Annotated in this window: 19 protein-coding genes; 3 read left to right on the top strand and 16 right to left on the bottom strand. The window is 50.4% G+C overall.

Going from position 1 to position 18,622, the window contains the following annotated elements; translation table 11 throughout:
- The first annotated feature begins 3 nt into the window (after window positions 1-3).
- On the top strand, window positions 4-3,066 hold the full coding sequence (locus tag AB8S08_RS03120) for an efflux RND transporter permease subunit (RefSeq protein ID WP_369743546.1): 3,063 nt from the start codon (window positions 4-6) through the stop codon (window positions 3,064-3,066).
- A complete protein-coding gene (locus AB8S08_RS03115) occupies window positions 3,053-3,367 on the top strand; it encodes a DUF3240 family protein (RefSeq protein ID WP_110074925.1) in 315 nt (104 codons plus the stop codon). The genes AB8S08_RS03120 and AB8S08_RS03115 overlap by 14 nt, the downstream gene beginning before the upstream one ends.
- 40 nt (window positions 3,368-3,407) lie before the next feature.
- Here AB8S08_RS03115 and galU read toward each other — a convergent pair whose 3' ends face one another.
- The 16 genes from galU to AB8S08_RS03035 all read right to left on the bottom strand — a co-directional run bounded on the left by galU (window position 3,408) and on the right by AB8S08_RS03035 (window position 18,081).
- Entirely contained in the window at window positions 3,408-4,292 is an 885-nt protein-coding gene (gene galU, locus AB8S08_RS03110) for a UTP--glucose-1-phosphate uridylyltransferase GalU (protein WP_110074926.1), read from the bottom strand.
- Window positions 4,293-4,304: 12 nt separating this feature from the next.
- Entirely contained in the window at window positions 4,305-5,804 is a 1,500-nt protein-coding gene (locus AB8S08_RS03105; protein ID WP_369743544.1) for a peptide MFS transporter, read from the bottom strand.
- 108 nt (window positions 5,805-5,912) lie between these two features.
- Window positions 5,913-6,641 (bottom strand): VacJ family lipoprotein, encoded by a 729-nt coding sequence (locus AB8S08_RS03100; RefSeq protein ID WP_369743542.1) that lies wholly within the window; start codon window positions 6,639-6,641, stop codon window positions 5,913-5,915.
- 27 nt (window positions 6,642-6,668) lie between these two features.
- Window positions 6,669-7,889 carry a c-type cytochrome biogenesis protein CcmI gene (gene ccmI / locus AB8S08_RS03095; RefSeq protein WP_369743540.1) on the bottom strand — a complete coding sequence of 407 codons (1,221 nt, stop codon included), beginning with the start codon at window positions 7,887-7,889 and terminating at the stop codon, window positions 6,669-6,671.
- Window positions 7,886-8,413 carry a cytochrome c-type biogenesis protein gene (locus AB8S08_RS03090; RefSeq protein ID WP_369743539.1) on the bottom strand — a complete coding sequence of 176 codons (528 nt, stop codon included), beginning with the start codon at window positions 8,411-8,413 and terminating at the stop codon, window positions 7,886-7,888. The genes ccmI and AB8S08_RS03090 overlap by 4 nt, the downstream gene beginning before the upstream one ends.
- Window positions 8,410-9,015: a DsbE family thiol:disulfide interchange protein gene (locus tag AB8S08_RS03085; protein WP_153825922.1), complete on the bottom strand. Its 606-nt coding sequence runs from the start codon at window positions 9,013-9,015 to the stop codon at window positions 8,410-8,412. The genes AB8S08_RS03090 and AB8S08_RS03085 overlap by 4 nt, the downstream gene beginning before the upstream one ends.
- On the bottom strand, window positions 9,008-10,984 hold the full coding sequence (locus AB8S08_RS03080; protein WP_369743537.1) for a heme lyase CcmF/NrfE family subunit: 1,977 nt from the start codon (window positions 10,982-10,984) through the stop codon (window positions 9,008-9,010). Before AB8S08_RS03080 ends, AB8S08_RS03085 begins: the two co-directional genes overlap by 8 nt.
- A 2-nt stretch (window positions 10,985-10,986) precedes the next feature.
- A complete protein-coding gene (ccmE, locus tag AB8S08_RS03075; protein WP_110074932.1) occupies window positions 10,987-11,496 on the bottom strand; it encodes a cytochrome c maturation protein CcmE in 510 nt (169 codons plus the stop codon).
- On the bottom strand, window positions 11,493-11,702 hold the full coding sequence (ccmD, locus tag AB8S08_RS03070; protein WP_110074933.1) for a heme exporter protein CcmD: 210 nt from the start codon (window positions 11,700-11,702) through the stop codon (window positions 11,493-11,495). The genes ccmE and ccmD overlap by 4 nt, the downstream gene beginning before the upstream one ends.
- A 1-nt stretch (window position 11,703) precedes the next feature.
- A complete protein-coding gene (locus tag AB8S08_RS03065; RefSeq protein WP_110074934.1) occupies window positions 11,704-12,453 on the bottom strand; it encodes a heme ABC transporter permease in 750 nt (249 codons plus the stop codon).
- Window positions 12,454-12,455: 2 nt separating this feature from the next.
- Window positions 12,456-13,100 (bottom strand): heme exporter protein CcmB, encoded by a 645-nt coding sequence (ccmB, locus tag AB8S08_RS03060; RefSeq protein ID WP_228759452.1) that lies wholly within the window; start codon window positions 13,098-13,100, stop codon window positions 12,456-12,458.
- Window positions 13,101-13,155: 55 nt separating this feature from the next.
- On the bottom strand, window positions 13,156-13,806 hold the full coding sequence (ccmA, locus tag AB8S08_RS03055; RefSeq protein ID WP_153825927.1) for a cytochrome c biogenesis heme-transporting ATPase CcmA: 651 nt from the start codon (window positions 13,804-13,806) through the stop codon (window positions 13,156-13,158).
- Between the two features lie 68 nt (window positions 13,807-13,874).
- The gene (locus AB8S08_RS03050; protein WP_369743536.1) at window positions 13,875-15,836 is read right to left on the bottom strand and encodes a prepilin-type N-terminal cleavage/methylation domain-containing protein; all 1,962 of its coding nucleotides are present in this window, start codon (window positions 15,834-15,836) and stop codon (window positions 13,875-13,877) included.
- Complete coding sequence (locus AB8S08_RS03045; protein ID WP_369743534.1) at window positions 15,826-16,959, bottom strand: pilus assembly PilX N-terminal domain-containing protein; 1,134 nt, start codon at window positions 16,957-16,959, stop codon at window positions 15,826-15,828. Before AB8S08_RS03045 ends, AB8S08_RS03050 begins: the two co-directional genes overlap by 11 nt.
- Window positions 16,949-17,560 (bottom strand): prepilin-type N-terminal cleavage/methylation domain-containing protein, encoded by a 612-nt coding sequence (locus tag AB8S08_RS03040; RefSeq protein ID WP_369743533.1) that lies wholly within the window; start codon window positions 17,558-17,560, stop codon window positions 16,949-16,951. The genes AB8S08_RS03045 and AB8S08_RS03040 overlap by 11 nt, the downstream gene beginning before the upstream one ends.
- On the bottom strand, window positions 17,554-18,081 hold the full coding sequence (locus AB8S08_RS03035) for a GspH/FimT family pseudopilin (protein ID WP_369743531.1): 528 nt from the start codon (window positions 18,079-18,081) through the stop codon (window positions 17,554-17,556). Before AB8S08_RS03035 ends, AB8S08_RS03040 begins: the two co-directional genes overlap by 7 nt.
- Window positions 18,082-18,149: 68 nt before the next feature.
- On the opposite strand from AB8S08_RS03035, the gene AB8S08_RS03030 reads away from it, so the two are divergent.
- Window positions 18,150-18,533 carry a type IV pilin protein gene (locus AB8S08_RS03030; RefSeq protein ID WP_369743529.1) on the top strand — a complete coding sequence of 128 codons (384 nt, stop codon included), beginning with the start codon at window positions 18,150-18,152 and terminating at the stop codon, window positions 18,531-18,533.
- The last annotated feature ends 89 nt before the right edge of the window (window positions 18,534-18,622 follow it).

Genomic DNA, 18,622 nt, shown 5'->3' with positions numbered 1-18,622 from the left:
TAGATGGCAGCCATTCTGCGTTTTGTGCTCACTCAAAGGGTGTTTATCTTAGCTCTTACCGCCCTCGTCTTGGCGCTAGCGGTGCAGGCTTGGCAGCGCCTGCCGATTGACGCCTTCCCAGATATTTCTCCAACCCAAGCCAAGCTCATTATTCGTGCGCCGGGCATGACCGCCGCAGAAATCGAAGCGCAAATCACGCAACCTATCGAAACCGAACTGCTAGGTATTCCTAATCAGGCGATTTTGCGCTCCACCACCAAGTATGGCATCACTTCTATCACCATTGATTTCGCAGAAGGTGTGGATATCTACTGGGCTCGGCAACAAGTAAGCGAGCGCCTCAGCGGCGTCTGGGGCAGCTTACCCGAAGGCATTGATGGTGGCTTAGCCCCAATGAGCACCCCACTTAGTGAAATCTTTATGCTGAGTTACAGCAATCCCAATTTAACCTTAGCCGAACGTCGGCACCTGCTAGATTGGCAAGTACGGCCGTTGTTGCGTACCGTGTCTGGGGTAGCCGAGGTCACCACTATGGGCGGCTTTGTTACAACGCTGCAATTCACCCCTGATCTAGGTCGTCTCCAGCAAGCAGGAATATCCCTAGCGCAACTGGTTGAGTGGCTGCAACAAAATCATCTAAATGGTAGCGTGGGACGCATCGATAACGGCTCCACCAGTCTCATCCTGCGTACCGAAGGCAAACTCGCTGACCAATATGACCTGGCGCAACTGAAACTCCCCACGGCAACGGGCGAAACTATCACCTTGGCGCAATTAGGCGAGATCAGCAATGGTTACCTGCCGCGCTTTGGTGGCGTAACCCATAACGGTGAAGAAACGGCGCAAGCCATGATCATTGCCTTAAAAGATACTAATACGAACGAGGTAGTTGCTGCTGTTAAAGCCCAACTGGCTCAACTTGAGCCAACCCTGCCGCCCGGTAGCGAACTTAATGTCTTCTACGACCGTGCGGATCTTATTAGTACTGCCGTGAGCACCATCATCGAAGCACTACTTGCTGCAGTGCTACTTGTTATTTTAATTCTCTTCATCTTTTTAGCCGATGTTCGCGCCGCTTTAGTGGTCGCCTTATCCATTCCACTGGCCGTAGCCATCACCTTTTTAGCTATGGACCAAGTAGGTCTTACGGCTAACCTCATGAGTCTTGGTGGCATTGTTATTGCCATCGGTATGCTGGTAGATGCTGCTGTGGTCGTTGTTGAAAACATCGTCACACAAAGTCAGAAACAGGCCTATTTACCGCGCGCTCATCGAATCTATCGGGCCACTCTGGCCGTGGCACAGCCGGTGATTTCAGGTACCGCTATAGTGATTATCGTGTTCGCACCACTTTTGTTTCTGAGTGGTCTAGAGGGCAAGCTGTTTTCCCCCGTCGCGCAAACTATTGTCTTTGCGATGCTAGCCTCCATGCTAGTGGCGTTAACAGTTATTCCAGTGTTGGCGGTTACCTTAATCAGCGCTAAGCCTAAACCTACCCCACGCCTAATCCAATGGCTTATAGCGCATTATCAACGCCTACTTGCACGAGTTATCCAACGGCCTGCTGCATGGCTTATCAGCGCCGTAGGACTACTGGCAGTGGCAGCAGTAGCTATCAGTTTTACGGGTAAAACCTTTATGCCAGTTATGGATGAAGGCGATCTCATTGTGCAGCTAGAAAAGCATCCCAGCATTAACTTAGCTGAATCTTTGGCCTTAGATGCACAATTAGAACAAAGACTACTCGCTGACATCCCAGAAATTAAGCAAATCGTTGCTCGCATTGGTTCAGATGAATTAGGTATGGATGCGATGGGACTCAACGAAACCGATATGTTTATTCAGTTACAGCCGCGTGACACCTGGCAAGTGAGTGACAAAGCTGCATTGATTGATGCCATTCGGAAGGTACTCCTAGACTACCCAGGAATAAACTTTAATTTCACTCAACCCATTCAAATGCGGGTCGCTGAAATGCTTACCGGTAGCTCTGGAGATGTAGCTATCAAGGTGTTTGGTGACGACATTAGCACTCTTAGTAGCACGGCCCAGAAGATCGCTGAGATAACTACTGGCGTGGCCGGGAGCGTCGATGTACAAACAACCTTGATTGACGGGGGCGAATACATCAACATTCGATTACGCCCTGATGTTGCGGCGCGCTACCATCTCACTACGGCAGAACTGTCACGTCTTATTCGATTGTTTGTTGATGGTCTGCACGTGGGTGACGTTATTCATGGCCGCATTAAAACACCGTTAGTCTTTGCCGCTAGTAACAGCAGCAAGCTGAGTTACTTACAGCAATTAAAAGACTTGCCTGTCAGCTTACCTGACGGCAACTGGGCGCCGTTAAGTGCCCTCGCAACCATAAGTAGTGACGAAGGCCCGAGCCTCATTGAGCGAGAAAACAGCAGTCGCTTTGCGGTCGTCACCACCAATGTTAGCGACCGTGACGTGGTTAGTTTTGTTGAAGAACTACAGCAACAACTCGCGCGTGAGTTACAGCTACCTAGTGGGTATTATCTTAACTTTGGCGGTGAATTTGAGAATCAAGCAAGAGCTACCAATAACCTGCTGACGATTGTCCCTGTCGTTCTTTTAGTTATTGGACTCATTCTATTCGCCACCTTCCGATCTTTGGCCGTAGCCGGACTGGTCTTCGCCAATATTCCCTTCGCTCTGATGGGCGGTGTGCTGGCATTATTTATCACCGGCGAATATTTGTCGGTGCCAGCTTCGGTGGGCTTTATTGCCTTATTAGGGGTAGCAGTACTCAACGGTGTGGTCATGCTGACTCACTTTCAAGCGATAGAACATCAACATGAACAGTTAGAACAACTGGTGATCGTTGGTGCCAGTGATCGTTTACGCGCCATCCTGATGACTGCGACCACAGCGATGCTGGGTCTTTTCCCATTAGCTTTGGCCACTGGCCCTGGCGCCGAAATTCAACGCCCGCTAGCGATTGTCGTGATTGGTGGCTTGGTTACCGCAACTTTCACCACCTTATTTATTCTTCCATTAATGTACAAGCTATTGCGAGGTCGTCATGCCCGAGTATGAACTACTGCACGTGATTTTTCCGGTTAAACTGCGCGCCCATGTAGTCGATGTATTGCTAGCTGATGAGCAACTCAGTGGCTTTTCACTCGCAGAAATTGATGGCCATAGCCGCCAGAATAGTCAACTAGATAGGTTAGAACAGGTGGTTGGATATCGCCGTATGTTACGACTAGAAGTGATGGTAACTGAGCCAGAAAAACAGCGCGTGCTAACCCTGCTCAAACAATTAAAGCCGGCTAGCGCTGAATCTTTGGGGGTACGCTTTTATACGCTACCAATTAGCAGCAGCGGTCATTTATAAGAAACAGCCACAGTAATCCTCGTTACTGTGGCTGCACCATTTACACGATAGTTTTCAGCCAAGCACGCATGTCGTCGCCTAACGCCGGATGACGCAAAGCATGTTCAACAAAGGCCTGGGCATAACCTAGCTTGTTACCACAATCATGGCTGCGGCCTTTCATGTAGTACGCATTTACCGGTTGTTGCTCGAGCAGCATGGCCATGGCATCGGTTAACTGAATTTCATTGCCAGCGCCCACTGGAGTTTTCTCTAACAGACTCCACAGTGCCGCCGGGAACACGTAACGCCCCACTACAGCTAAATCAGACGGTGCTTCATCCACCGGTGGCTTTTCTACCAATTGCTTAATCGCAACCTGCTCGCCCGGCGCTAATTCCGCCCCGTTTAAATCTGCGATACCGTACTGATTGGTGAGCTCGTGCGGCACTTTTTCTACCATCACTTGAGCTGCACCCGTGGCGTTAAAGTTACGCACCATCTCGGCTAAGTTATCGCGTTTTAAATCACAGCTTTGGGCATCTACCAAAACATCCGGCAGCACCACCGCAAACGGCTGGTCATCAATTAATGGACGCGCGCACAACACCGCATGACCAAGACCTTTGGCAACACCTTGGCGGACATGCATGATGGTGACTCCTGGCGGACAAATGGCTTGCACCTCCGCCAGTAGCTGTCGTTTAACCCGTTGCTCAAGCGTTGCTTCAAGTTCAAAGCTGGTATCAAAGTGGTTCTCAATCGAATTTTTGCTCGAATGGGTCACCAAGATAATATCCGTTAAGCCTGCCGCAGCACACTCTTCTACAATAAACTGAATCAACGGTCGATCTACCAAAGGCAACATTTCTTTCGGAATGGCTTTGGTAGCTGGCAGCATGCGTGTTCCTAGCCCTGCTACCGGGATAACGACTTTTTTCACCATGGTATTGCGTCCTTATTTTTTAGATTGTTCGCCTAAACCTTCATGTTCGGCAACTGCTTGTAACTCTTGTTCAACACCTTCGGCAAGGTCAGCCGGTTCGGCTTGAGTTTTTTCGGCACCATGCATCCAGTTCACTAGCATGCCAGAAATAGCCCATAAAATAACTGCGAACACCAACAAGCCTACGGCAACCCCACCAAACACCACCAACAGGCCAGAATATTGAGCTTCTAGGCCAATAGATTGCGCTAGGTTGATCGAGAAATCGTACTTATCGGCGTTTTCACTGAAGGCACCCACCATACCCGCTAAATAACTAGCAATAGCCGGCATCAAGAACCACACCCCCATCACCAAGCTAGCTAAGCGCAGTGGGGCTAATTTAGTCATTAACGACAAGCCTACCGGTGAAATACACAGCTCACCCAAGGTATGGAATAAGTAGGCTAGTACCAACCACATCATGTTGGCTTGACCGGTGACTTGAATTTCAAACAAACCAAGAATTAAGAAAATAAAACCAATCGAGGTTAGCACCAAACCAGCAAAGATTTTGATCGGTGCATCCGGGCTCTTATCTTTTTTATGCAACCATACCCACAACACTGAGAAGACAGGTGCAAAGATCAATATAAATAACGGGTTAAGTGATTGGAAATAGCCCGCAGGGATAATGCTGTCACCAAAACTACGGTCGGTGTAGCGGTCGGCGTAAATATTCATCAAACCGCCGGCTTGCTCAAACGCTAACCAGAACACAGTCACAAACACAAACAAGAACAAAATCACGCGCAAACGGTCATGCTCTACTTTGCTCAATGGCTTTTTCACACCACCAGAGGCTTCACGGTCACGTTTAGCACCTGGTATTTTACCGATGTCACCCAAGTAGCGCTGGAAGAAGAGACTTTGAGTGATCACCGCTAAGGTCATCCCTACGCCCGCGGCAAAATAACCCCAGCGCCAGCCGTAGTCCGGGCTTTCGCCCAAAGTAGAGGTCACTAATGGCGCTATGAAAGCACCTAAGTTAATCCCCATGTAGAAAATTGAGAAAGCACTATCCCTACGCGCATCTCCTTGGCTGTACAAATCGCCAACGATGGTAGAAATATTCGGCTTGAACAGACCGTTACCGGCAATCAAGATACCCAAACCTATATAAAACAAGTCGAGGCTGTGCGGTGTGGCGGCAAACAGCGTAAATTGTGCTGCGGCCATTAAAATACCACCAAGTAAAATCGAGTTACGTTGGCCTAAGTAGTTATCGGCCAACCAACCACCAATCAAGGGGGTGAAATAAACCAGCGCCGTATAAGTACCGTACAAAGATAAAGCTTCAGCATCGCTCATGCCAAAACCAGGGTTTGCGGCTTCAGTAGCTGCGACGAGAGTTAACACTAAAAGGGCACGCATGCCGTAGTAAGAAAAACGTTCCCACATTTCGGCAGTAAAAAGCACGTACAGTCCTTTGGGGTGACCCCAAAGTTCTGACTTTGAAGGCGCCTGGCTCATACAAATTCCTCGGTTAAATATAGTTATAGTTATACAGAACGTAACTGTGACGGGCTTTTATAACGCAGAAGCCTTGCATGTTGCAAGGCTTCTGGGCTGAATGGTTGCTTAAAATTGGTCGTAAAAGTCGTCGTCCAGCTCATCCGTTTCGGTTTGTGGCGGGTTACCATCATAAACTTTATGTTGCCAATTTTGAAAATACGCCTCTTTTACAAACCCGTAAGGGTCTAACGAGTTCTCCATCAGCGCTTGTTGTTCTTGCAGGCGTAACCGCGTATCTAGTGCCTTCACCAGTAATCGCGCGACGCTGGTAGGGCCATTTAAGTTATCAATCGGAAAATACATGCCATCCACCACGTCACCGCCGCGATCGATAGGCACGGTCGGACCTAAACCTGGCAACATTACATAAGGGCCTTCCGTAACACCCCAGCTCGCTAGCGTCTCGCCAAAGCTTTCTTCTTTTGCCTCAATCCCGAGTGGCGTGGCAACATCAAAAATACCTAACACACCCACAGTACTGTTAATCGAGAAGCGCCAAAAGGTACTACCGGCATCCATCACTTTGCCTTGCAGCAGATTATTCACAAACCACGAGACTTCACCAAGGTTATCGGCAACGTTGCGTAAACCGGTTCGTACCGGCTGCGGAATTTCACCATAAGCTTTAGCGGCTGGCCACAGAATAGCTTCATCTAGCTGCTCGTTAAAATCCCACATGTCGCGGTTAAAATCTTCAAAGGGATCGCGTGGGTCGGCCCACTCGTCTTCGGGCGTACTGGCACAGCCTGCTAAGGTTAATCCCGCCAATACAATCAGTAAATACTTCTTCACCATCACCTCAATGTTGTTGGTTTTAACGAGTTAGTCGTTCACTATCTTGCTAATTTCTAGCTGCACTGACGTAGCAGAACCAGCTTCTAATACCAGCGGCTCGGCATCTAAATCACCAGGTGCAGCTTCAATCTGCTCATCGCTTGATATACGTGCCATCACCTGCCAACGGTTCAATCCGCTCATCACAAATTCCGGCAACATGGCATTGGCATCCGATAGCTCAATCGTTATCGGAAAGTTCGCCACTGGCTGACGTACTGCAGCCGCCGGCATTCTACTACCATCAGGATCGATAATGTAGACGAACAAGGTGCCACCCGCTGGCACTTGATCTTGTAACTCCGGAGCCAAGCTTACCGTGACAGTCAAACTCGCATCAGCGGCCACTAAACGTTGCTCGACATCATCTAGCGCTTGTTGAATGGCGGCAAAACGCTCATCCGCGGGGGCTATTTGGTCTTGCAACAATTGCCACGCCGTTTGTGCCTGCTGCCAATCACCGCGTTGATAAGCGATCAGGCCTAATAATGACAAAGCCTCTTGCTGCGTGGGGTCCTGTTGCAGCACTTGCACCAACAATTGTGCTGCTTGGGCTAAATATTGTTCTTCGCCAAAGTTTACTAACAGCTGAGCGTAACCTAACTGCGCCTGCTGATTGCTCGGGTTAATTGCGAGAGCTTTTTCAAAAGCATCCACCGCTTGCTCCGCTTGCCCTAACTGGGTCATCACCCGCGCATAAATCTGCCATACCATACCATTATCATCGGGCGTTTGAGCTAAGCGCTGACGTAAACCTAGTGCAAAGATTTCAAGTTCTTCACGGGTAGTTTGCGCCGACTGATCCGACATCACCTTTCGGCCTAAATCAGGCAACGCTGCTAAGGCGTCATCCGCTTGGCGCTGCAACTGCCAGCTACCAAAGGTAAAATAGAGGATCACTGCAGCCACCATCACCACCACCGCCGGTACCCACACGGCGTTGCCCATCTGGCGATCAGCCACTTGTTCTAATTCGCTGTTTTCGGTAACAAAGCGCTTGTCTAACTCATCATTAGCACGCGCAAACGCTTCCACCGTGAGTAAGCCGTCGTCGCGCTCTGCCACTAACTCTAATTTGCGCTGTTGATAGAGCTCGCGATTGACATCTAAACGGGTGCGCTGCTGCTCGCGCTGGCGCCGCCCGGTTACCATTAAAAATAAACCGCCCGCCGTCACCACGGCCAAGATCATCGCTATATGAGCAATCATTCTGATTTATCCTGCTTCTCGGTTTGCAGACGCGCCAACTGGGCTAATTCTGCTTCACTTAATTGGGTTTCTTCAGAGCCTGAACGCACTCGCCACAAGACCACAGCTGCGCCTATTAACACCACTGCCAACGGCCCTAACCAAAGCACCAAGGTACTGGTGCGCACCGGCGGCCGATAGTAGGCAAAATCACCGTATCTTGCCACCATGTAATCTACCACCTGCTGCTTAGTGGCACCGTCTTTCACCATCAAATATGTGCGGTCGCGCAAATCTTTGGCCAGCGGAGCATCTGAGTCAGCAATGGTTTGGTTCTGACATTTAGGGCAGCGCAGCTCGTTAATTAGTTCTCTAAACAAACTTTCTTGCGCCGGGTCGTCAAATTTATATTGCTCTAAACTCACCTGCGCCTGAGCTTGACTACTAAGAGCTAACACGAGCACCAAGCTGAAGCTTACGAACAGGCTACTGAACAGCTGTCGCCAAGTGCTGTGCGGTGGAATGGATAATGTGCCTGTGGTCATGATTGCTCACCTCCTCGTTCGCCCGCTGCAGCTTTGGCCTGTTGCTGTAACTGCTGGAACATCGGTGCCAACAACTGACTCCAATTGCGAGCATTAACATCGCCAACGTGGCGATACACCACCTCGCCTTCATGATTAATCAAAAAGGTTTCTGGCGCGCCATACACGCCAAAATCAATGGCGACCATGCCCCGCTCATCAAACAGGTTAACTACATAAGGGTCGCCTAAGGTATTAAGCCAATTCACTGCTTTAGCACGCGAATCGTCTTTGTAGTTTAACCCCACAATAGGAATACCCTGCGCTGCTAGCTCATTCAAAAAAGCATGTTCAGCTCTACAAGTTGGACACCAAGTAGCCCACACGTTTAACAACAAAGGCTCGCCGGTTTTTAGGACTGCCTCGGTATGCTCCGTTGAGGTATCGTAAATATCCGGCAAGCTAAAGGCCGGCACAGGTTTGCCCACCAAAGCCGAACTCAACTCGGTGGGGTCTGAAAACAAGCCCCTTAACAAAAACACGGTCAGGGCTAAAAACGCTACCAGCGGTAACGCTAACACCAACCAGCGTAGCGACGACTTAGATGTTTGAGCTTCAGCCATGAGCAACTCCTTGAGCCGGCTGTTTACGGCTGGCCCGATAACGTTTATCACTCATCGCTAAAGCACCGCCTAAGGCCATTAAAATGGCCCCTAGCCAGATCCAACGCACCATAGGTTTCACATAAATCCGTACTGCCCAAGCATCGGGGCTAGCCTCATCACCTAGTGGCTCGCCTAAGGCCACGTACAAGTCACGCAAGAAACCAGCATCGAGGCCAACTTCGGTCATGCTCATTTGCTGCACGGTGTAGAAACGTTTTTCAGTCACCAGCTCACTCACCAGCTTACCATCGCGCAAAATACTGAACTCTGCATGGTCGGTAGTGTAGTTCGGGCCCTGTTGTTCGCTTAACAAATCAAAGCGGAACGTGTATCCAGCCACCTCCACCTGATCACCCGGCGCCAACCTCACATCGCGCTCAATCTCGTATTGGCTCACTGCGGCAATCCCCACAATAGTAATGGCGAAGCCTAAGTGGCCAAGCACCATGCCCCAGTGACTGCGACCTAACTTGGTAAGACTCGCTAAGCCTTGGCCACGTTGCTGCACCCGCTGACGTAATTCAGCCACCAGGGTCAACACAATCCATAAGCTTAACACCAAACCTAAGACCGTCATGGCCATCACTTGATCAGTGACAACCCACGGAATCACATAGCCCAACGCTAATGCCAATACTAAGGCCAAGCCCAAACTACCTAACAAGGGTTGCAGCTCTTGGCGGCGCCAGCGCATCAATGGCCCTAAGCCCATAAACACCACAAAAGGCACTATCAAATAAGTGAACATCTGATTAAAGAAGGGTTCACCGATTGAAATCGAGCCTAAACCGAGCTCTTTGTGCACCAGTGGCAGTAAGGTCCCGATCAACACCACAGCGGTAGCTGCTACTAACAAGATGTTGTTGCCTAGCAGCATCACTTCACGCGAGTTAACGTCGTATTTGGTGGTGCTATTTACAGCCCCAGCACGTAAGGCAAACAGCAGCAGCGAGCCGCCAATCACTATCGCCAGTAAGCCTAAAATAAAGAGACCTCGAGCAGGGTCGGTGGCAAAAGCATGCACCGATACGATCACCCCAGAACGCACCAAGAAGGTGCCGAGCAAGCTTAAACTAAAGGCGGAAATAGCGAGTAACACGGTCCAAGACTTAAAGGCACCGCGCTTTTCTGTCACTGCCAAACTATGAATCAAGGCAGTGCCGACCAACCAAGGCATAAAACTGGCATTCTCGACCGGATCCCAGAACCACCAGCCGCCCCAACCAAGCTCGTAATAAGCCCACCAGCTGCCGATAGCAATACCCAAGGTTAAAAAACTCCAAGCGGCGGTAGCCCAAGGGCGCGACCAACGCGCCCATGAGGCATCTAATTTACCACTGATAAGTGCCGCAATGGCAAAGGCAAACGCCACCGAGAAACCAACGTAGCCCATGTACAGCAAGGGTGGATGAATAATCATCCCAGGGTCTTGCAGCAGTGGATTTAAGTCGCGTCCATCAACGGGGATTAACGGAAGCGCACGCTCGAAGGGATTCGACACGCTCATCATGAACAGGTAAAAGCCAATACTTATCAGCCCCAGAATGGCTAACACGCGCGCCATCATGGTTAACGGCATGCGCCGCGAGAACATCGCCACCGCAGCTATCCAGCCCGCTTGCATCAGCATCCACAGTAAAAATGAGCCTTCGTGCGAACCCCACACCGCGGTAATACGATACATCAGGGGCAGCGCAGTATTGGAGTTATGCGCCACATAAGCGATAGTAAAATCGTTAACCACAAAACCCCAAGTTAACGCTGCATAGGCTACCGCAGTAAACAAAAACTGCCCGTAAGCTAGGGGTCGCGCCAACAACATAGCGCCGCTATGACCTTTCCACGCGCCCCATAGCGGGTAACCCGCCAACAGCACCGAAAATGCCAAAGCTAACGCTAATGCAACTTGACCTAATTCAGCAATCATTGTTAGTAACCCTCTGGCTTTTTAGATTCGGGCTTTTCACCTGTGTAGTCAGGTGCATTCGGGTTGACATGTTTAATGCCTTTCATAGCTTCAGCCAATTCTGGTGGCATGTATTCTTCGTCGTGCTTGGCCAGCACTTCCGTTGCTTTGAGCACGCTAGGTTCGATCAAGGTGCCCTGCGCCACAATGCCCTGTCCCTCGCGGAACAGATCAGGCAAAATACCTTGGTACAACACGGTCATTTCAGGCCCGGTATCGGTGACTCGAAAGCTCACTTCTAGGGTTTTAGGATCTCGACTAACCGAACCCTCAACCACCATACCGCCTACCCGAATCCGTTGTCCTACGCTAGGCTTGGTAAGGTCTTTGCCTTTGCCTTCTAGCACTTCTGTTGGGGTATAAAACAAATCAATATTTTTTGATAGCGCAAACAAAATCAAGCTAAGCGCCGCTGCCACCCCAATGATTAAAGCCAATACCCAGGCTAAGCGTTTCTTACGTCGTGGAATCATGTGGTACCTCGTTCTTGCTGTTTACGTCGGGCTAAGCGCTGCTGCCGTTGCTGTTGCTGCACCGCTTGTTGTTGCAATTGTTTACGGGTGCGTAAGCCATGCATCACTAAGATAGTGAGCGCTAATAAGGTCACCCCATAGGCCAGCCATACATAAAACCCATAGCCACCCATATCAATAAAGTCATACCAACTGTCAAATGCCATCTTACCGCTCCTGCTCAGCCACGCCGAGTTGGGCGTGAACCCAAGGCCGATGTATTTCTTGCTTCAAAATTTCGTTGCGTAACCGCTGACAGACTAACGCCCCGGTTAAGAGCGCAAAGCCCAAAATGCTAATCAGCAATGGGATCAGCATCTCGGGGGCCATCGACGGCTTTTCAAATTTAGTGATGGTGGCCCCTTGGTGCAGGCTGTTCCACCAGTACACCGAAAAATGAATGATCGGCACGTTCACCACTCCGACTAACGCCAGCACACTTGCCGCTTTAGCCCCAGTACGCGCATCGGTAAAGGCATAGTACAGTGCCAACACCCCGATGTACAAAAACAGTAGAATCAGTTGTGAGGTTAACCGCGCATCCCATTCCCACCAAGTTCCCCACATGGGCTTACCCCAAACGGCACCGGTAAAGAGCGCAATAAACGTCAGCACGGCACCGACCGGAGCTATGGCTGCAATGGCCCATTCCGCGGTGCGAATTTGCCACACCAAAGCAATCAAAGCGGTAATCGCCATCGCCGTGTAAGCGCCCATCGAGAACATCGCTGATGGCACATGAATAAAGATGATGCGATAGCTATCGCCCTGCTGGTAATCGCTAGGTGCGAACAGCATTCCCCACACCAAGCCAACCGTTAAGGTCACCAAGGCACTGCCAGCCAACCAAGGTAACCAAGCGCCTAGCAACCGGTAGGTTGCCTCACCTTTTGCATACGGGTGTAACCATTTCCACATTGTTAGTTCACACTCACTCGGATTGCTGCTGCCACCGCAAGCGGTGCCAAAGTCAGCGTTAAAACCATAAGCCCCGCCAAGAGTAACACTTGGCCAAGCGCGGACGTACCTACTAGAGTACTTTCAACGGCGGCCGCTGCAAATATCAACAAAGGGATAAACAACGGCAGCAGTAATAAGCTCAATAATGCCCCACCGCGGCCTAAACTAACCGTCAGCGCAGCCCCTATCGCAGTCATGGCACTCAACATAGGAGTACCTAATAAGAGGGTGAGCATCAGCACGCCCCACGCCTCAAACGGTAACTTTAATAATAACGCACACAGCGGCGCTAAGATCACCAGTGGCAAGCCACTTAACAACCAATGCACCAGAATTTTGCCCAACGCCAGCACCGCCAACGGCACTGGTAGTAGCGTCATTTGTTCTAACGAGCCATCTAAATAATCGTCGCGAAATAGGCGCTCAGAGCCAAGTAAAGCCGATAACAAAGCAGCGACCCAAATCACCCCGGTGGCAATGCGAGCTAAAATATCAGGCCCAGGCCCTACCGCCAACGGAAACAGCGTCACCACGATCACCACAAACAGCAATGGGTTAATCACATCGCTACGGCGGCGCAAGGTCACCGCTAAATCACGGCGCATGATCACGCGCAATAACGCAAAGGTTGATGCTTGATTGCTAGTACGCGAGTTGGTCTCAACTAAGCTCATCGACAAACTCCTCGTCTTGGGGCTCAATCCGCAATTTTTGCAAGCGCTCGCCCGACCAAGTTAACGGCTGATGCGAGGTTAACAATAACGCGCCACCACGCTCTAAGTGTTCAGCAAAACGCTGATGGAGCATATCAATCCCGCGAGTATCTAGGGCGGTGAAGGGTTCGTCAAGGATCCATAAAGTCGCAGGGCTATACCACAGCCGCGCTAACGCAATTCGGCGTTGCTGCCCAGCCGATAGCTGTTGCGCAGGAATATCTTCTAAGCCAAGCAAACCAACGGTTTCTAACAGCTGCCAAGGGTCTATAGCGCCAGCGCCATCTAATTGCGCTTGAAAATGCAAGTTCTCCAGCGCTGTCAGCTCAGCTTTTACCGCAGGTTTGTGGCCAATAAAAAGGGTTTGTCGTTGCCATAACTCGGGATCATCACGCTGCGGTTGGCCAAACAGTCGCACTTGGCCCTCTTGCGGACGCAATAACCCAGCAATGATTCTTAATAAGGTAGATTTGCCGGCCCCATTAGGGCCTTCAATATGCAGAATATGGCCTGCATTCAATTGCAGCGAAAGCTGCGCAAACAACGTGCGCCCGGCACGCACAGAAGTCAGCTGATCAGCTTGAATCACAACAGACATGTCGGCTAGTGGCCTATCTCGTCAATTAAAATTGGCTCGATAGTACCACAGGTTAGCCGTGGATTGGATCAGTTGTTGATACGAATATCTATATCTTGCTCTGGGTCATTAGCCTGAATATTCGATACCGAAATTACCGACGGAGTAAACACCATGCCCGGATTTGACGAGCCAAACTGAATGCTTAATGAGCTACCCTGCTGAATCCCGTTACAGGAATAAATCGGGGTGGCTGATTTGCCCACAAAACTAAAAGAACAGGTCACATTTAAATCAGACGCGCTAATAGTTAAGCCGTTATAATCGTTTTTCTTACAATCTTCCCAGCTGGCCGTATTACCAGTTACTTTGTTAAATAGACAATGGAACTCACCCGAGACAGCAAAATAAGTAGTCTCGCCGCTACGCTCTTCTACGGTAATGTTCATGGCACTACTGATATCACGGCCAATATCTCGCACATGAATCGGTGGTCGCCCGATAATTCCGGTATTACCGCCTTGGCTCAGCATTGTAACCTGAGTGGTGCCACCAGCCACCGTGGTTAAGCGCCCACGACTGTAGTTTCCGTAATAATTACGATCAGGATCGACGATGGTTTCTATCTCTTCATTGGTGACTGTGGCCACCCCCGTATTGGACGAATCCCAATCACCTAACAGCGTGTTGTTAACCTCATAAAAGGGCACTTTAGTGAGCCAATCATCTTCACCGTTCTTAATCGCACTAATGACCGCCTGCAGATGGCTATCACTCATTTTATCTAGATAAATAGCGCGCCCAATCAGCTGATAAGAACCATTCATCAGCGTCGCATCACGATCATTAGGAGCCGCCGGTAGCGCCTCGCCTAACACCAAGGCACGGATCACCGCGCGCACATAATTGGCATAGGTCTCGTTACTGGCTTCATCCACTAAGTACTCAGAGGTGGAGACAGTAACAGCTTGCATCTCCCAATCGGGATACACTTCATACCAACCGTCAATACGCCGCATCCGGCATACTTCCAAATAGTTTTCATTGAGGCTGGCTTGGGCTAATCCAGTGCCCAAAATAAAACTCGATGCTCTAAAATGTCGATGGTCACCACTCGGCAAGCGGGCCGCTGCGCTTTCTTCCCGATAGACGTTTCCACTGGCTACCATTTCTTCGTTGTCATGATGGTCGCGACAGCATTCAACACACAGCTCAGGTTGATTGCTATCCGCTGGTTCCCCCACCATTTTACGTACCAACTTGCCGCCATCGGGGTCTAGCGTTAATTGGTCATCTTTTAAGATCAACCGTTGGGGAGTGCGCCCCACATCATCCTGTATGCCCACAAACTTGCACAAACACTCCACCGTGGCAAAGTCTTCGACGCGTTGGGTTTGCGTGGCTTGGTCATAGGTCACCGTATCAAAGGTCACCATACGTCGACCATCTTTGGTCAGCACCGAAGGCGTCGGCCGGGTCGTTTCTTTCACTTGAAACAAGGTCGCATTGCTATCGTCGGTTAATTTGATGGCAATAACCTCAGGCGCTGCGCCTGGGTTATAAGTCACCTTGGGTTCGCTGCGGGGGGGAGGATTAGTGACCACCAAGCCGCCATCACGCATATTAAATTTACTTAACCAGCCTTCCACACTAGCAGTGTCAGCTTCACCGCCACGACTGGTCCAACTCACCTGTACCAAAGCCGCCTTGGCATCGGGTTCACTGGGTAAGGGGTTGGGTAAGCCGACATCGCCACTGGTTTTCCAGCCATTGTGATAATATTGCGGCGTTACCGTCCACACCACTTGATAATCTTTGCCATCGCGAGCCACAGTCGCACTGCCAGAAACAATATCGGCGTATTCATTAAAGCGAAGCAGTTCCAATCGATGCTGGGCGATTTCTAAGGCGGCACTGCGCTCAGCAGCACGCACCGAACCTTGGGTAAAGGTACGTTGCAAACTCACTAAACCGGTAACGCCTACGGCAATAATCACCAGCGCTACCAGCACCTCAACAAAGGTAAAGCCGCGTTGTTGTCTAGAAATCACGCCAACTTCCTCCTATGCGAAATAACCGTCGAAACTTATCGTTGGTGACAATATTGGTCAGTACTTCTTGGCTGTATCGTACTTCCAAACTCCCGTTAGAGAGCTTAGGGTCACGATTCGCCATCACCGCCCCTTCAATCCGTGCACCACCATTGAGTTTTAAGTCGTACGTATTTAAGTCATCCGGTCGCGTAAACGCAAACAACAAGCCATGAATGACCACATTGCCGTTAATCTGCACGTCGGCACTTTCAACCACTATTGCTACCGGGTTCTCCGGGCTGCCAATAGAGCCTCCAGGGGCACAAGAGCCTGTTACCCAAATAAACCCAGTGCTGGCTGTATTTAGACTGCTGCAATTAGGCACAATCTGGCTGGCTGATGCTTTAAGTGATTGCCACTGTGACGAGGGCACGCCAAACAAATACTCCAGCAAGTCATCAGGAAAATTCGGGTCGTTATCTAAAATATCGACACCGTGGTCACCCCGCTCACTAAAGGGGTTAGAATCACAGCGTCCTTCCTCGAACTCTTGTTGGCCACAGGTGCTGCCACTACCGTTGATATCCACATCACCTGAAGTCCAAATAGATAATGGCACCCCATCACCACCGCCGTTCGGGTTCGCCGCCACTTTAAAGTTACCAGAGACGTTCATCGAGCCACGAACTGCCACTGGCGTATCAGGTGCGGAACGAATGATCGGCAATACAGCTAGTTGTTGGCGCACTGTACGCTGCCCCCGCCCATCAGCCGAACGTGCGGAAATCACCACATCAACGATATCCACCACCCCACGTAGGGTATCGTCAAAACGTTGGCTGCTTATGGTCGCGGTATAACTGGCGCCACCTAGCGTACCACTCAGCGTTCGATCCAAGTTAGTCTTGTCATCATCTAGCTCACTGATAACTCGCTCTAACGCTGCATCGGCCACCATAGTGGCCTCTTGCGCGGCTAAATGATTACGCATAATACGCTGCTCTTGTACCTTAAAACGAGCCGTGTACAAGGTCACCAAAATCAAAATCGCCAACAGCATCACCGAGATCGTCAAGGTGGCATAGCCAGCCTGGTAGCCATATCGTAACTGCTGTGGTGGCAACACTGGCTTAGAACGCATTACGTAGCACCACCTCGGTTATAAACTCGCGATCCAGCGCGGCATCACAAGGCACACTCAACCGCGCTTCAATAAACACGACCTGTTCGGTAACTTCATCCAACATGCGCTCCGTCAGCACAAACTGCAGTTGTTCAACCCGCACCAAATCAGGACTGGTTAAACCTTCCCATCCGTTTTCATCACAACCGGCACCGCCTTGACGGCGCTGAATTTGATCGTTTCGTAACCGATAGCCGAATCGCTCAACGTTACCATCATGCACACCATCGGCATCCGCATCATAATCAAACAACAAGCAGGATGCTGCTACTTCATCAGGGTGAGCGCTCACTAGCACGGATTCATTGAAAGCCGTAATAGCATTTTCGGCATCTGTCACTAACAGGTGTGCATCGCTTCGATACCCAGCGCGACGCACATCACCTACCAACAAATCCATCACCGCGGTGGTTTCTTCATGCAACTGACTTAAGCGCAAACTGTTTGAATTGGTACCAAGCGTGGCCGAGAACACACTCGCCAAGCCAGCCATCAACACCAGCCCCAGACTAATAGTAATCATCAGTTCAATCAGCGACAGGCCGCGTTGTTTTAACATGCCGGATAACTCCCCACATCGCCCACCTGACAATAGCGAATACGCCCCAACGAGCTCACCACCAATTGCACTTGTTTTTCCATCGCCCCGGTACTGTCGCTCAACTGATAAATGACCGTGCCCGCATTGCCTTCAGCCAAGCCGCGCATGCCATCAAAGGCGGTAAATTCGCCAGCCGCAAAGGTACTACTGAGCAGTTCTACTTGATTATAGTCAGCACTGGAGATTTGCCGTAGTACACCGTCAATTGCACAATCTTCTTCCAGACAATCACAGTCCGCCGTGTCGGCTACCGCCGCACACCAGGCACCGTCTTCATCGTCCCACACCACAAAACGCTGCTGCCCAGTCGCCAACGCATCCGCTCGCGCGTACTGCAGCAAGGCATAGGTATCCTGTGCCGCTCCCTGCAACCGTAGCGACCGAGCTAAATCGAGCGTAGCCGGCACCCCCATTCCCAGCACTATGCTGAGAATGGCCACAGTCACCAACAGCTCTAATAAAGTAAAACCACGCTGCATTGCGTTTCGCCTAAAAGTGTAATACTAATGATGTATCTTACCTAGCATAGTATGGACGGTTGTAATAAATGCAAGTTAAAAAAAGGTTGGCAGGCATCACCCTCATCGAACTCATGATCGTCGTTGCTATTCTCGGCATTCTCGGTAGCATCGCCTACCCCAACTACGTCGACTATGTTAGAGCAAGTCGCCGCGCCGACGCCATCACTGAACTGCTGAAATTACAGCTCGCGCAAGAAGAATATCGCTTAAGAAATAGTAGCTACGCCAGCATAGCGGATCTCGGCGCCAACCCCAGCAGCGAGTTTTACAGCTTTAGTGCCAGCAACATCGGTGCCGAAACCTATACGCTTACGGCCACAGCCACAGGTGCCCAGGCGTTGGACACCGATTGTGCTGCTATGAGTATTGATCAGAATGATGCGAAAACGCCAGCCGATTGCTGGCGCTAGCGACGCAACAATAATTAAAGTATTGATTGAAGCTCATGCAAAGCATGGCGACAAAGCCGCCGGCTCAAGTAGATGTATGCTGAGTTGAG

Source organism: Pseudidiomarina sp. PP-1MA, assembly GCF_041200125.1.
Taxonomy (GTDB): domain Bacteria; phylum Pseudomonadota; class Gammaproteobacteria; order Enterobacterales; family Alteromonadaceae; genus Pseudidiomarina; species Pseudidiomarina fusca.
The sequence above is the reverse complement of the archived record's forward strand: the minus strand, read 5'-3'. Positions and strand labels throughout refer to the sequence as shown.